This window comes from Pseudoalteromonas sp. T1lg10 (genome assembly GCF_002964545.1).
In the GTDB taxonomy this organism is placed as follows: Bacteria; Pseudomonadota; Gammaproteobacteria; order Enterobacterales; family Alteromonadaceae; genus Pseudoalteromonas.
Genome location: NZ_PQBV01000005.1, coordinates 119,656 through 132,723, shown reverse-complemented (window position 1 = coordinate 132,723; position 13,068 = coordinate 119,656). Strand labels below are relative to the sequence as shown.

Below are 13,068 nucleotides of genomic sequence, written 5' to 3'. Positions count from 1 at the left end.
AATACACCTTCTCGATGTGCTGCCACCGCCTGGTGGCAAAGTTTAGATAGCAAAAAGCCAGTCAAACGACTGGCTTTATATAAAAATTGGGATTAAGCAATGCTGGCGTTAACCAGCTCAACGGCGGCTTGTTCTAATTGAGCCAAATGCTGCTCGCCCTTAAAGGATTCAAAGTAGATTTTATAGATATCTTCGGTGCCCGAAGGTCGCGCCGCAAACCAACCGTTTTCGGTGACCACCTTAAGGCCACCGATAGCGGCATGATTGCCCGGCGCTTCGGTCAACTTAGCGATGATAAGTTCGCCAGCCAACTCGGTGGCCTTGATATCCTCACCACTAAGCGCTTTAAGCTTTTGTTTTTGCTCAGAATTTGCAGGAGCATCGATGCGTTTGTAAAGCGGCTCACAAAACTTGGCGACCAAGTCGCGATAATACTGCGACGGCGATTTGCCGGTCACCGCCAAGATCTCAGCGGCCAACAGGCCCATGATAAAGCCGTCTTTATCCGTACACCACACCGAGCCGTCGATGCGTAAAAACGCCGCGCCGGCACTTTCTTCACCGCCAAAACATAAAGCACTGCTGTGCAGACCCTCTACAAACCATTTCATGCCCACCGGCACTTCAACCAGCTCTTTGCCATGGCTGGCCACCACCTTGTCGATAATAGCGCTTGATACCAGGGTTTTACCCACTTTAACGTCTGCCGGCCAGTCACGGTGCGTTAACAGGTAGTCGATAGCCACAGCCAGGAAGTGGTTAGGGTTCATCAAACCATCTTTGGTCACTATGCCGTGGCGGTCATAGTCCGGATCGTTGCCTATACCGATATCGAATTTATCTTTAAGGCCGATAAGATTGGTCATGGCGTAAGGTGACGAGCAATCCATACGGATTTTGCCGTCCTTGTCTTGCGGCATAAAGGCAAAACGCGGGTCAACTACATCGTTCACTACGGTCAGGTTCAGACCATAGTGTTTGGCGATTAGCGGCCAGTAATTGATACCCGAGCCACCCAGCGGGTCAATGCCTAAGCTAATGCCAGATTTGGCGATAGCCTGCATGTCCACAACGTTGACAAGATCTTCCACATACGGGGTTTGCAGGTCCACATACTTGATAAAACCGGAACGCACCGCCTTTACATAAGGAAACAGCTCGACTTCAACCAGGTCTTCCGCCAGCAGTTGATTCGCTCTGTCTTCAATCCATTTGGTGATTTCTGTGTCCGCCGGGCCGCCGTTAGGCGGGTTGTATTTAAAGCCACCATCCTCAGGAGGATTGTGTGACGGCGTTACCACTATGCCATCGGCTAATTCGCTTGGGTGCGCCTTGTTATGGCTGACCACGGCGTGGCTGATCACCGGCGTTGGCGTGTAGTCTTCCCCTTCCTGGGTAATAATCTGCACTTCATTGGCAACCAAGACCTCAATGGCGGAATTAAACGCCGCCTCTGACAAGGCATGGGTGTCTTTGCCCAGGAACAAGGGACCGAAGATATTGTTTTGTTTACGGTAATCGCAAATAGCCTGGGTAATGGCGAGAATATGCGATTCATTAAACTGGGTATTTAAGGAGCAGCCACGATGGCCCGAGGTACCAAATGCCACACGCTGTTCAGGGTATTGCTCAACATCGGGCTCGTGCAAATAATACGCACTCATCAGTTTAGGCACATTAATTAGCCCTGACTGAGGAGCGGTTTTTCCAGCGTTTGGGTGAACGGCCATGCTTGGTTCCTTATAGATAGTCGCGAATGATTTCAGCTTGTTCTTTGCTATAACCTAGTTCCAAGGCCACTTCATGCAGCATCATTTTCTTGCGCGTGGTGTTGGAGTTGGTCATGACCCAGTAGGGGCTGTCGTCTATATTCTTTGGATTCAGACTGCTGCCGCTGGCTTGGAGCTCTTCTTTGCTGGTAGCAAAGTAGCGACGATCACGACCCTTGATATTCAAAACACGCTCAAAGGTGCCCTTATGACTGCGATGAAACGCTGCCAGAATAAATAAGAAGCGACCCACCACACCTTTTTGCATCGCCAGCTCTTCTTTATTCAGAATATCGAATACAGAGCCCTGATCACTGGCCTGCTCTTTTGCTGGTGCACTTGGTGCAGGTGAGGCTGTTTCGGTCGTTGCCATAGCTGGCTTGTCTGTCGAGGCAACTGGCGTTGCGGGCGCTGGGACCGAGTCGGCACCGGCATTGTGCAGATTCAATAAACGACGCAAAATAGTGGAGGCACTCTCGCCAATACTTTGGGTGTTACTGGCGATATATTGATATAGCTCGTCGTCTATTTCTATTTTTTTCATGATATTCCTGTCATTACTGCCGTGTCTTTCACGCATGGCAGAATTATACCCAAGTTAAGTGAATAAGCTAGGGCATACAGATCATCATATCGGCATTATCATGCCTGTTGAATCACCATCAAGGTTGCAAAAAGGCCCTTAGCTCGGGCACAATTCCTGCGTTTTTCTAACCCCAAATTGGCATATCTATGTTACTTAATTATGAACAAAGCGGATTAAGTGCCACACAGGCACCGAGCGTTATCGTTATCCATGGCCTGTTTGGCTCACTCGACAATTTAAAGGTGGTTGCCCGGGCACTGGGTGAACACTTTCATGTAGTTAATGTGGATGTGCGCAACCACGGCCGTTCATTCCATAGCAAGGATATGAATTATCCGGCCATGGCCGATGACATTATCGCCCTGCTCGCACACCTGGGCATTGAAAAAGCGCATTTGGTTGGCCACTCCATGGGCGGTAAAGTCGCCATGCAGGTCGCGCTCACTAAACCCGAATGCGTTGATAAGCTTGTGGTTTTAGACATTGCGCCGGTTGCCTATCACTCCCGTCATGACGCCATCTTTAAAGCATTACAGGCGGTGGCCAACAGCGCCGTACACTCGCGCAGTGAAGCCGATGCACTGATGAGCGAATATATAGATGCCATGGGCGTGCGCCAGTTTTTGGCCAAGAGTTTAAGTAAAACAGACGCCGGGACGCTGAACTGGCAATTTAACCTGCCGGTTCTCAGTGCAGAATACCCACAAATCCTCGGAACTCCAGTTGCAAATGATTCTTGTTTGTGTGATACACTCTTTATCAAGGGCGGTGACTCTGATTATATCGAAGCCGCGCACCGCGATGAGATTATGCGCTTGTTTCCCAAGGCCAAGGCCAAGGTCATTCAAGGTGCTGGGCACTGGTTGCACGCGGAAAAACCGGTGGCGGTTAATAAGTCCATAGTTGATTTTTTAACTCGTTAATCCATATCAATAAATTAAAGTGCTAAAGGCACTATACTGATGTGAGTCGAAACGCGCATTATGCCTAAATTATTCATTTTTTATGTGCTACAATGCGCGCCGTTTTCCAAATAGGTAGCAGTAAATGGTCGACCAATTTATAAATGGACTGGATACCCTTGGGTTATATTTTGGCCTTGCTGGCATCTTCTTCTTTATCGGCATGGCTATTCAAGACGTTTTGAAAAAAGGCAATGTGCCTAAATTTGGCCGCTACGTGGTATGGCTTGTATTATTTTTAGGCTGTTCCGGCTTTATCGCTAAGGGCCTGATCCAGGTGTTTTGGCAAGGAGCAGGTGTGGGTTAACCATGGCCAAGTCAGAGCAAGATAGAACGACACTCGATTTATTCGAGTACGAGCGACGTCCGGGTCGTCCGAAAACAAACCCGCTCCCACGGGAGTTACAGTTAAAAGTAAATAAGCGAAATCAGCTTAAGCGCGATAAAGCGCGAGGCTTAAAACGCGTCGAATTTAAAGTTTCATCACAGCTGTATCAAGCACTAAACGATATGGCGGATGCGCAAAATATTAGCCGCAGTGCGTTGATTGAAACCATTTTGCAAGAACGATTGGCTATAGATACATAAAAGGTTATTTATTCATGGCAAGTGTAGGTATATTTTTTGGTAGCGACACGGGTAACACTGAACACGTAGCAAAAATGATCCAAAAAGAGCTCGGCAAGAAATTGGTCGCCGTGCACGATATCGCAAAAAGTAGTAAAGAAGAGATCGCAGAGTTTGACCTGCTGCTATTTGGTATCCCTACTTGGTACTATGGTGAAGCTCAGTGTGACTGGGATGACTTTTTCCCTGAACTAGAAGCCATCGACTTTGAAGGTAAACTTTGCGCCATCTTCGGTTGTGGTGATCAGGAAGACTATGCCGAGTACTTCCTTGACGCCATGGGCATGATCAACGACATCATCACCGAGCGTGGTGCCATCGTTGTCGGTCACTGGTCTACCGAAGGTTATGACTTCGAAGCGTCAAAAGGCATGATTGATGACAACCACTTTGTGGGCCTGGGTATCGACGAAGACCGCCAGCCAGAGCTTACCGAGCAACGCGTGAAGCAGTGGTGCGCACAAATTCATGAAGAAATGTGCCTGGCCGAATTAGCTGACTAAGTCTTTGCTGGGCAAGTTTAACTTGGCTTTACACTTGCCCTCGAAGCACGTTATTGTTAATTTTTAAATGCGTCGCGCGCACCAAGGCAAAGTCCGCCTCAGGTGCACAAAAAAGAATCATAATTGAGAACAAGTTGAATGACTGATCATAACCTAGAGCTCAAAAAAGCAGGCCTCAAGGTCACGCTTCCGCGGATTAAAATTTTGGAGATCCTCCAATGCCCTGATAACCAACATATCAGCGCCGAGGATGTCTATAAAATCCTGCTCGATAACAGTGAAGAAATCGGTCTGGCAACTGTGTATCGCGTCCTAAACCAGTTTGACGATGCCGGCATCGTTACCCGCCACCACTTTGAAGGCGGCAAATCAGTGTTTGAGCTTGCGGGCTCGACCCATCACGATCACCTGGTGTGTTTAAAATGTGGTCGCGTAATCGAATTCGAAGACGAGATGATCGAACAGCGTCAGCTTGAAATCGCCCACAGCAATGGCATTAAATTAACCAACCACTCACTTTACCTGTATGGCGAATGTGTGGACACGGATGCCTGTAAGCAATACGCGTTAGAAAACGGCTAAACGCCCTTTTCACTCACATTAAGCCTGCCCAGCGCAGGCTTTTTTGTGCCTGTTTTTAAGATGTTGATAATGCGGCATTAAGGTGTGTTGCATGGGTTACGGTTATTTCCAACCTTGAACCCATTGCTCTTGGCTTTTCAATTCAGTCCAGTCTATTAAATACTCGTTCTTGGACAGAACCGCTTCCAATTTACAGGAAATCACAGAACCCTCCTCGTCGAACTCAATTTCTGATACTAAGAAATGCTTTTCTCGATTCATCGGCTTAACTGCTGTCCACTTACTATGGTGTAATTTAGCCGGGTTAATGCGGTTCATACCCACTCCATAACATTGTGACTGTATTTGCAAACAACGTGTTTTACGAAGGTCTTAAGAATAAAGTTCAGTAATTGAGGACACAGAAAGTTAAAGTTAAAAGGCGCGATATTTTTCACGTCTTTTTCAGCGCCAATAACAACAGAAACGGCATCCGTTATCACCGTTCCATACAGGTATAAAGCGCTGCCATTTGTGACACACTCAAGGAGTTTCTACACGTACAGGCAACCGCATCAAAAGAGCAAGTCCAGCCACTGCAGAGAAAACGGATGCGAGGAAGATTCCCAGCTTAGCACTGTCAATCAGGCTCTTATCGAAAGCTATGTTCGCAATGAACAGCGCCATGGTGAAGCCGATCCCGGCGAGCAGGCTCCCCCCGGCCAATACCCTCCAGCTAAGTTCAGGTGGGCGAATGGCGATGTGCAAACGTATAGCCAGCCAACAGAACAACAGGATACCAATAGGCTTACCAAGCACGAAGCCTAGGAAAATCGCCACTGCGAGCAAGCTTTCTACTTCGCTGAACGTGAGTGGCAATCCAGAGTTCGCAAATGCGAACAGGGGCATGATGAAAAAACCAACCCAGGGATGTAGCGCCATCTCCAGACGCTCCACTGGAGATAGCGTTTCACGCACGGCAATTTCGGCCATCTGTAATGTTTGTCGATCCTTGGTATCGCCGCTGCTTTCACTGCTTGCTGGATGCGCAATAACCTGACCCAATATCGCGTACAACCGCTTATCGCTGACCCATCGACGCGCCGGCGTCATCAGGCCGAGCATCACGCCTGTGATGGTAGCGTGGATCCCGGATGCATCCACGGCAAGCCAGATAACCAGGCCCACGAGAAAGTACAAAGGAAAACCACGAAAACCGAGCATTGCAATGACGCGGATACTCACCAGGCCAAGCGCAGCCATCACCAAGGGCCACCAGGCAATATCACTGCTGTAGCCGATTGCGACGACCAGTATGGCGCCGATATCGTCAACAATCGCTAACGACAGCATAAACACCCTTAAGCTTTGAGGAACGCGTGAGCCAAGCAGGGCGAGGCAACCAATAACAAACGCTGTGTCAGTTGCCATGACAGTGCCCCATCCATGCTGGCCGGGTTGTCCTGATTGCAGTGCCAGATAGATCGTAGCGGGAACGATCATACCGCCCAGCGCAGCGACTATGGATAACGCGGCCATGCGGGGCTTGCTCAACTCGCCGAGAACCAACTCCCGCTTAAGTTCCAATGCGACAAGAAAGAAAAACAGCGTCATCAGGCCATCATTGATCCATTCCCGCAGTGAACGGGCAAACTCGAATGAACCAAGCTGAAGACCTATCTGTGTCTCCCATACGTGTTCGAAAGAGTCAGCCCACGGTGAGTTGGATACAATGAGTGCGGCAACAGTGAAAAATAGAAGAATGGCCCCACCCGCTGACTCAATACGCAAGAAGCGCACAAAGGGGTTGGTCAGCCGATCAGCAAATTCCTTCGGTAATCGGGTGACTCCTGAATTGTCTTGCTTACCTGTACCCATAAGAAGTCGTTCCGACTGTCAAGGGCCAACGCCGAGGTTCAGAGGCGATCTGCCCTTGTGAAAGTAAGGATGCGCAGCGGGTCAAACTTCGCCTGCAAGCACTTAATATATTTCGTTTTCTACGATACGCTCAAAGCGAAAATAGGCAAATTTCTGCACCTTTTGGGCCGGGGTGATGTGCTCCTCTATTCGTTCCTCAAGCAGCCTGAACTCCGGCCCAAGCTCGGCTATCAGCTTTGCAGCATCATATTGAACTATAGGCAATCCGCTGCATTTTTCAGGGCCACCGATTGCAAAAGCAGCAATAATTAGATGACCGCCCAGGCGCAGAGTTTTTTTCAACGCCCCCACGTAACGCTGACGCTCTGCAGCGTCCGTTAAGAAGTGGAACACCGCCCGGTCGTGCCAAAGTGCAACCTGACTATCCGGCGAGAAAGCGGTAACGTCAGACTCAAGCCAATTGACCGCGCCGGCTTTTTCTCCCAGACGCTTTGCCGTTTTAGCCAATGCCGCACCGGAAATATCCAGAACGGTAAGATTTGTGTACCCCTGATCAAGCAGTTGGTCGACCAGCACCGATGCTCCCCCACCTACGTCTATGATCGGAGCAGAGAGTTCGAGATGACTGTTGGCTATGAGCTCAAGGGAGAGGACCGGCTTTGCTTGAAACCAGCTGACTTCAGTCGCTTCTTTGTGCTCATAGACGTTTTGCCAATGAGCCTTTCTATCAAACTCTTGCACTTACCCCTCCAGAATGAAATTGGTCTTCCCCATCAAAAGTAGCACAGGCTCGCTGTTTGGCGTCCTTTGGTTTCGGCGCCTGTTATGTGCACTTTTAATATGACTTTGGTTCATATGAGTTAGGCTCGGGAAGCAAAGGGGGGGTTGAATCAACATAAGTTAAAAATGATTGCCACAAAACAGCCGTTCTTTGATGAGTTAATTCTAATTTGCAACCTAATCCCATAGCAGTCCTGATGGTGCCATCACGCCAAGTGTCATAAACTGCTCCACAATGTGCTTCTCGATAACTCAACCAGGCGTCCTGGCCTTTTTGAATTGCTGTTGCTGAGACACTGTCTTGTGCATATCTCTCTAGACTCTTAGCCAAGTACTTAGCCATTGCCTTCTCAGCCGCTACTAAATCTCTATGCATACACTGATTAATAGCGAGAGTCGTCCACGCTTTTTCACAGTCTACTTCTTCCTCAGCGAAAGCGAACAAAGGGATAAAAAGTAACAGGGGCGCTAATTGTTTCATTGCTTCTCCATGTGCGTATAACGCTCAATTAAGGGGCTGATATTAGTTTGCTAAAATGTGAAGCGAAGCGGAACCGAGCAAACTGTTAGCAGTCCCATGCTTAATGCGCTTGTTACATGCCAACTATGTGAACACTTTTTTGACTTTTTCCATGCTATTTATTAACCCATCTACACCTTCATTCACTGGTGTTTTATCTCCATGCTTTTTATCAAGTGTATCTGAGGCATTCTTGGAAACAGCGTCAATGGCAGAACTGAGTAATTTTTTCATTAGTTCAGGGTCTGTTTGACCTAATCCTTCAATTTGAGTTTTAAAATTTTGATAAGACTTTGCCAGTGCTTCTTTATGAGCATATTCTTGTTGCAATCTCAACGTTTCACTACGCCTTTTAGACGCGAATAGCGTAAGCCAAAGAATAGGTATTATTAAGGGTAACTTGTATAAAATATTTGAAAATAACTTTGTTAGATCAGTTACATCTACGAATTTAATATAGAACCACCCAATTTCTTGGGTTATTGATATAAAAGCAACCATCATCAAAAATGAAATAGATCCATAAAATAAATTTGAATAGTTCTTGATTGGAGTATCAAAAGAAACCTTCAGGTCATAGTATGCAGAAGCCAAACCAGCGCTAGTAGCTCCTGGCAATAAGCTTTCAATCTCATCGTTTAAGGTTTTATACTTGACCTCTTGTTTTTTCTTAAACTCTTCCAAGTGTTTTTCTCTGGCTGATATTTCAGACTTTAAGCCACCTTCAAATTCACCTTCATCATTTTTTTCGCCAAATACAACGGTATGATAGTTTTTGAAGTCTGAAAGTTTTGATTTAACTTCATCCAATAAACTGGTTATCTTCTCTGAGCTAGAGCTGGCCTTTTCATGGGCACTTTCAATTTCAGATGAGATTGATTCAGAGTATGAATCACCATCTATTAATTTGGTTTTATAATCTTGTATCTTTTCATAGTTTTCTTCCAAGGTGGCTTCAAGTTTACTTATCCGTGATTTTAAACCTTCCTCTTCAGAGTCATCAAAGTAGCTTGTTTCTAACTCCTTTATGCGGACATTCGCATTAGTTGATTCTTCAACACTCTCAGATGCACTTTTTTTCAATGCATTTATTTCAGCTAGAATACTGTTGGCTTCGTCTTGAAAAGCACTAAGATTTTTGTTTATAGACTTTGTATAGGCTGCATATGAAGCACTAGCAGATTTCGCTGCTTTTCCTGCAACTACTTGATAAGGCCTAATGTAAGTTAACAAGTTATCCAAATTTGCATTGGCGTTATTTATATGAGCAATATTTCTATTACTTTGATAACTGTTTACTTGTTGAATGCAAGCATTAGATTGCTTATGAAAGTTATCCCATGTTGAACTTGGAATTAGCTCAGGATCACACGCTTCTAATAACTCATTAATGTAAGTTGAAACTTTATTAAATCTAGCGACTTCTTCAACACTAGTTATAACTGTGTCATCATCGACAATAATTTCATTTGATAACTCTAAAATTTGCTTCCATGTCACCTGAAAAGGGTGATTGTTAAACAACTCTATCCAACGACTCATATATTTCCTTATTTCAGGTTAAGACCTAATAGCATTTATAATTTCACCCAACGATGAAACGTAACTGGCATATAACAGCTTATTATTGCGAATTCCCGGTTAAGGAAGTTATCCACAACCCTAACCTTTCCCACCAATAAACTTTTTTATTCAATAATAGCAATAAGTTATCAGGTGTTTTGTTCACACGCAATCGAGAAACGAGCCAGAAAAAACGAGCCTTCACTTATTCGAGCCTTGCGTGGCTCGCTATGTAATCTATTTTTGCCACTTAATATCGGTAACCTATCTCTTATTACCACATAATCGAGCCGTTTTTGTGTATTACATAGCGTGCCAAAACAAGCACAATTGACGCGTTTTTACTTATCCGCGTTTTTGAGAATGTGGGGAGAAAGTCTTGTTATGACACCGAGCCGAGCATATGTTCGCCCCGGTGTCAGAATCGGAAATAAAAGGTATGGCTGTGCAATACTAAAACGCTTTAGCCGCCATAAAGCTCGCTTAAATAGGCTTTGGCGGCCTCATGCCAGCTAAAGCGACATTCTCTGGCATTTGCGCCTAGCTGTTGCCAATCCTGGGGCTGATCTTTATGCATGTCCAGAGCGCGAGTCAGGCACGCCAGTAGTTGCTCACCTTGCTCTGTTGGGCTGTCGCCATTAAATACAAAGCCGTTCTCTCCTTCTTTGACCGTGTCCTTTAAGCCACCAACACCGTGCACCAGACAAGGTGTGCCGCTGCGCAGGGCCATCATCTGGCTGATACCACAGGGCTCAAACGAGCTTGGCATAAAGAAGAGCTCACACAGCTCATAGATGGCGTCGCTAAGCGCCAGGGAGAACCCATTGATAAAGAGGAAGTTATCATGTCTGGCCATGGCTTGAGTCAGGATCTGCTCATAATAAGAGTCGCCAGAGCCGAGCATAATAAAATGCTTTTGTTCTTTGGCCAGTTCATCAAGCACCGCATCGATAACCAGGGTTCCAGGCGCAGGCGTTGCCAAAGGCTGTGCCAGCAGTGCCACCTTTTGCGACGTCACCCGCCCCACAGAACCCAACCAGGGCTTAATTTGCAACTGCTGCCATTGCTGCATGCGCACATGAGCAATATAGTGGCCGCTGCTCAGCTGTGGCAGCTTAGCCATGGCCGAAAACAGCGCCTGCTGCGTTAATGGCCAAAGCGCCTTATGCGGATAAGAAGCGGCTTCTTGTTCATAATCACAGCCGTTTAATATGCCAACCAAACGACCTTGCTGATGGGCCTTTTGCAACTCACCCTCTAAGCCCTCACCGCCGATAAAGCCCCGCTCTGGGTCGCTCGGTTGCAATACTTCCTCAACATAAGTTGGCGACACCAGGTGAATTTTATCGCACAAAGTAATGGCCGCACGCATCGGGTTATAGCAATGCTGATAGTGCGGATCGCAAATTTGCTGTCCGTCGTAACCCAACCAGGGAAACCAGGTTTGCAGCGATGACTCATCGCCGCTAAATGGCCTTGTGCCCTGCAGCGCCAGGTTATGCACGGTATAAACGGTGCGCAACCCTTGCAAGCACTCATACTGAGGGGCAAACGCCCTTAGCACCGCCAAGGTGGCGCTGTGCCAGTCATGCAGATGCAGCACATCCAGTTCACCAAAGGCCCCCTGCTTTATCGCCTCGGCCACCCCCAAACAAAATAATGCGAACTTGCTGGCATCTGCTGCAAAGGGGCGATTATCCGTGTCATTGTGATACACCTCGGCGCTATTAAGCCAAGGATGACTGAGCACATAGTGAGTGACCCCCTGCGCCACCGGCACCCGATATAAACTTAAGGTCAATTGATGGCCGGCAAAGTTCACCGAGTATTGACCGCAAAGCGTTCTCTCGGCCAGTGTCAGACAGGCGTACTCAGGAAGCACCACCTGCACCGACGTAGCTGATGCACTCTTGATACGGGCCAAGGCTGTTGATACCTCGGCAACCACATCGGCAACGCCGCCCACCTTGGCGCCGCTGATGGCGGCGCTTTCGCTACTTACAAATAATACTGCACTCATAACAACTAGGCCCTTTGCTGCGCGCCGCTGTTGGTTTTGGCCGCCAAGGCCGCGAGCATATCTCTGGTCACCAGCACGATGCCGTTTGTTGATACCCTGAAACCATTGGCGCGATCCTGCTCGTGATCTAGGCCTATGTGTAAGCCCGCCGGTATCTTACAGCTGCGGTCGATGATCGCCCTTTTGATCCGGCAATTGCGGTTTACCACAACTCCGGGCAGCACCACGGCCTCTTCAATTTCACAGTAAGAATGCACATAGACATTGGAGAACAACAGGGATTTACGCACCCTTGAGCCGGAAATAATACAGCCGCCTGAAACCGTGGAGTCAACCGCCATGCCGCGGCGTTCGTCATCATCGAAAATAAATTTTGCCGGTGGCAGTTGCTCCTGATACGTCCAAATAGGCCAGCTAGGGTCGTAAAGGTCAAGCTTTGGCTCAGGCGATACCAACTCCATATTCGCCTCCCAGAAAGAGTCCAATGTACCCACATCACGCCAGTAAGGCTGACCAGACATATTCGGGTCGGTAAAGGGGAAGGCAAATACCTTATGCTGGTCGATAATGGCGGGGATAATGTCATGGCCGAAGTCACGGCCCGAGCCCGAGTTTTGCGCATCCTTGTGCAACTGCTCAAACAGGAACTCGGTATTAAACACATAGTTACCCATCGAAGCCAAACAGCGACCCGGTTTCCCTGGAATTTCATTGGGCACCGGAGGCTTTTCATCAAAGCGACGAATTTGATTATGTTCATCCACCGTCATCACCCCAAAGGTATTGGCAGCGTCCTGGCTGTCCACCTCGATGCAACACACAGTCATATCGGCGCCGGTTTCAACGTGCTTGGCTATCAGTGCGCCGTAGTCCATGCGATAAACATGGTCGCCGGATAAAATCATCACGTAGCGAGGCAGTTCATGGCGAATAATATCCATGTTCTGGAATACCGCATCGGCGGTGCCACAATACCATTCGTCGCCATAACGCTGCGATGCAGGTAAAATCTCCACCGACTCACCCAGTTCCTTTTTAAAATGCCCCCAAGCGCGCTGCACATGGCGAATAAGCGAGTGCGACTTATATTGTGTTGCTACCCCCACGCGACGAATACCCGAGTTTATGCAGTTTGACAGCGGAAAGTCGATAATTCTGTGTTTGCCGCCAAAATACACCGCAGGCTTGGCGCGCCAGTCGGTTAGCTCGTGCAAACGCGAGCCTCGGCCACCGGCGAGGATCAGCGCATAGGTATCACGGGTCAGATTACTAATATAGCGATTGGCATAACTGGGCATA

The 13,068-nt window shown here is 47.7% G+C and carries 14 protein-coding genes; 5 read left to right on the top strand and 9 right to left on the bottom strand.

Annotated elements, in window-relative coordinates:
• Positions 1-92: 92 nt before the first annotated feature.
• Both pgm and seqA read right to left on the bottom strand, forming a co-directional pair.
• Positions 93-1,730, bottom strand: a complete 1,638-nt coding sequence (gene pgm, locus C2M17_RS05570; RefSeq protein WP_105199879.1) for a phosphoglucomutase (alpha-D-glucose-1,6-bisphosphate-dependent) — start codon at positions 1,728-1,730, stop codon at positions 93-95.
• 10 nt (positions 1,731-1,740) lie between these two features.
• Entirely contained in the window at positions 1,741-2,313 is a 573-nt protein-coding gene (gene seqA / locus C2M17_RS05565) for a replication initiation negative regulator SeqA (RefSeq protein WP_105199878.1), read from the bottom strand.
• 188 nt (positions 2,314-2,501) lie between these two features.
• On the opposite strand from seqA, the gene C2M17_RS05560 reads away from it, so the two are divergent.
• From C2M17_RS05560 to fur, 5 genes are all read left to right on the top strand, one after another.
• Positions 2,502-3,278 (top strand): alpha/beta fold hydrolase, encoded by a 777-nt coding sequence (locus C2M17_RS05560; RefSeq protein ID WP_105199877.1) that lies wholly within the window; start codon positions 2,502-2,504, stop codon positions 3,276-3,278.
• 124 nt (positions 3,279-3,402) lie between these two features.
• On the top strand, positions 3,403-3,624 hold the full coding sequence (locus tag C2M17_RS05555; RefSeq protein ID WP_105199876.1) for a DUF2788 domain-containing protein: 222 nt from the start codon (positions 3,403-3,405) through the stop codon (positions 3,622-3,624).
• A 2-nt stretch (positions 3,625-3,626) separates the two neighbouring features.
• Entirely contained in the window at positions 3,627-3,905 is a 279-nt protein-coding gene (gene ybfE / locus C2M17_RS05550) for a LexA regulated protein (RefSeq protein ID WP_105199875.1), read from the top strand.
• A gap of 14 nt (positions 3,906-3,919) precedes the next feature.
• The gene (gene fldA, locus C2M17_RS05545) at positions 3,920-4,447 is read left to right on the top strand and encodes a flavodoxin FldA (protein ID WP_105199874.1); all 528 of its coding nucleotides are present in this window, start codon (positions 3,920-3,922) and stop codon (positions 4,445-4,447) included.
• A 138-nt stretch (positions 4,448-4,585) separates the two neighbouring features.
• Positions 4,586-5,029, top strand: coding sequence for a ferric iron uptake transcriptional regulator (gene fur / locus C2M17_RS05540; protein WP_105199873.1), 444 nt, complete (start codon positions 4,586-4,588; stop codon positions 5,027-5,029).
• 102 nt (positions 5,030-5,131) lie between these two features.
• On the opposite strand, the gene C2M17_RS05535 is transcribed toward fur, so the two are convergent.
• The 7 genes from C2M17_RS05535 to glgC all read right to left on the bottom strand — a co-directional run bounded on the left by C2M17_RS05535 (position 5,132) and on the right by glgC (position 13,067).
• Positions 5,132-5,347 carry a TIGR02450 family Trp-rich protein gene (locus C2M17_RS05535; RefSeq protein ID WP_105199872.1) on the bottom strand — a complete coding sequence of 72 codons (216 nt, stop codon included), beginning with the start codon at positions 5,345-5,347 and terminating at the stop codon, positions 5,132-5,134.
• A gap of 204 nt (positions 5,348-5,551) precedes the next feature.
• Positions 5,552-6,886, bottom strand: a complete 1,335-nt coding sequence (nhaA, locus tag C2M17_RS05530) for a Na+/H+ antiporter NhaA (RefSeq protein WP_105199871.1) — start codon at positions 6,884-6,886, stop codon at positions 5,552-5,554.
• 102 nt (positions 6,887-6,988) lie between these two features.
• Positions 6,989-7,627 carry a class I SAM-dependent methyltransferase gene (locus C2M17_RS05525; RefSeq protein WP_105199870.1) on the bottom strand — a complete coding sequence of 213 codons (639 nt, stop codon included), beginning with the start codon at positions 7,625-7,627 and terminating at the stop codon, positions 6,989-6,991.
• 94 nt (positions 7,628-7,721) lie between these two features.
• Positions 7,722-8,147 carry a lysozyme inhibitor LprI family protein gene (locus C2M17_RS05520; RefSeq protein ID WP_105199869.1) on the bottom strand — a complete coding sequence of 142 codons (426 nt, stop codon included), beginning with the start codon at positions 8,145-8,147 and terminating at the stop codon, positions 7,722-7,724.
• 123 nt (positions 8,148-8,270) lie between these two features.
• Positions 8,271-9,728, bottom strand: a complete 1,458-nt coding sequence (locus C2M17_RS05515) for a hypothetical protein (RefSeq protein ID WP_105199868.1) — start codon at positions 9,726-9,728, stop codon at positions 8,271-8,273.
• A gap of 484 nt (positions 9,729-10,212) precedes the next feature.
• A complete protein-coding gene (locus C2M17_RS05510; RefSeq protein ID WP_105199867.1) occupies positions 10,213-11,769 on the bottom strand; it encodes a glycogen synthase in 1,557 nt (518 codons plus the stop codon).
• Positions 11,770-11,774: 5 nt separating this feature from the next.
• Entirely contained in the window at positions 11,775-13,067 is a 1,293-nt protein-coding gene (gene glgC, locus C2M17_RS05505; protein ID WP_105199866.1) for a glucose-1-phosphate adenylyltransferase, read from the bottom strand.
• Between the last annotated feature and the right edge of the window lies 1 nt (position 13,068).

Bases quoted from the DNA above. Each gene is read 5' to 3' on its own strand.
- pgm (WP_105199879.1), bottom strand. From the start codon at position 1,730: ATGGCCGTTCACCCAAACGCTGGAAAAACCGCTCCTCAGTCAGGGCTA.
- seqA (WP_105199878.1), bottom strand. From the start codon at position 2,313: ATGAAAAAAATAGAAATAGACGACGAGCTATATCAATATATCGCCAGT.
- C2M17_RS05560 (WP_105199877.1), top strand. From the start codon at position 2,502: ATGTTACTTAATTATGAACAAAGCGGATTAAGTGCCACACAGGCACCG.
- C2M17_RS05555 (WP_105199876.1), top strand. From the start codon at position 3,403: ATGGTCGACCAATTTATAAATGGACTGGATACCCTTGGGTTATATTTT.
- ybfE (WP_105199875.1), top strand. From the start codon at position 3,627: ATGGCCAAGTCAGAGCAAGATAGAACGACACTCGATTTATTCGAGTAC.
- fldA (WP_105199874.1), top strand. From the start codon at position 3,920: ATGGCAAGTGTAGGTATATTTTTTGGTAGCGACACGGGTAACACTGAA.
- fur (WP_105199873.1), top strand. From the start codon at position 4,586: ATGACTGATCATAACCTAGAGCTCAAAAAAGCAGGCCTCAAGGTCACG.
- C2M17_RS05535 (WP_105199872.1), bottom strand. From the start codon at position 5,347: ATGAACCGCATTAACCCGGCTAAATTACACCATAGTAAGTGGACAGCA.
- nhaA (WP_105199871.1), bottom strand. From the start codon at position 6,886: ATGGGTACAGGTAAGCAAGACAATTCAGGAGTCACCCGATTACCGAAG.
- C2M17_RS05520 (WP_105199869.1), bottom strand. From the start codon at position 8,147: ATGAAACAATTAGCGCCCCTGTTACTTTTTATCCCTTTGTTCGCTTTC.
- C2M17_RS05515 (WP_105199868.1), bottom strand. From the start codon at position 9,728: ATGAGTCGTTGGATAGAGTTGTTTAACAATCACCCTTTTCAGGTGACA.
- C2M17_RS05510 (WP_105199867.1), bottom strand. From the start codon at position 11,769: ATGAGTGCAGTATTATTTGTAAGTAGCGAAAGCGCCGCCATCAGCGGC.
- glgC (WP_105199866.1), bottom strand. From the start codon at position 13,067: ATGCCCAGTTATGCCAATCGCTATATTAGTAATCTGACCCGTGATACC.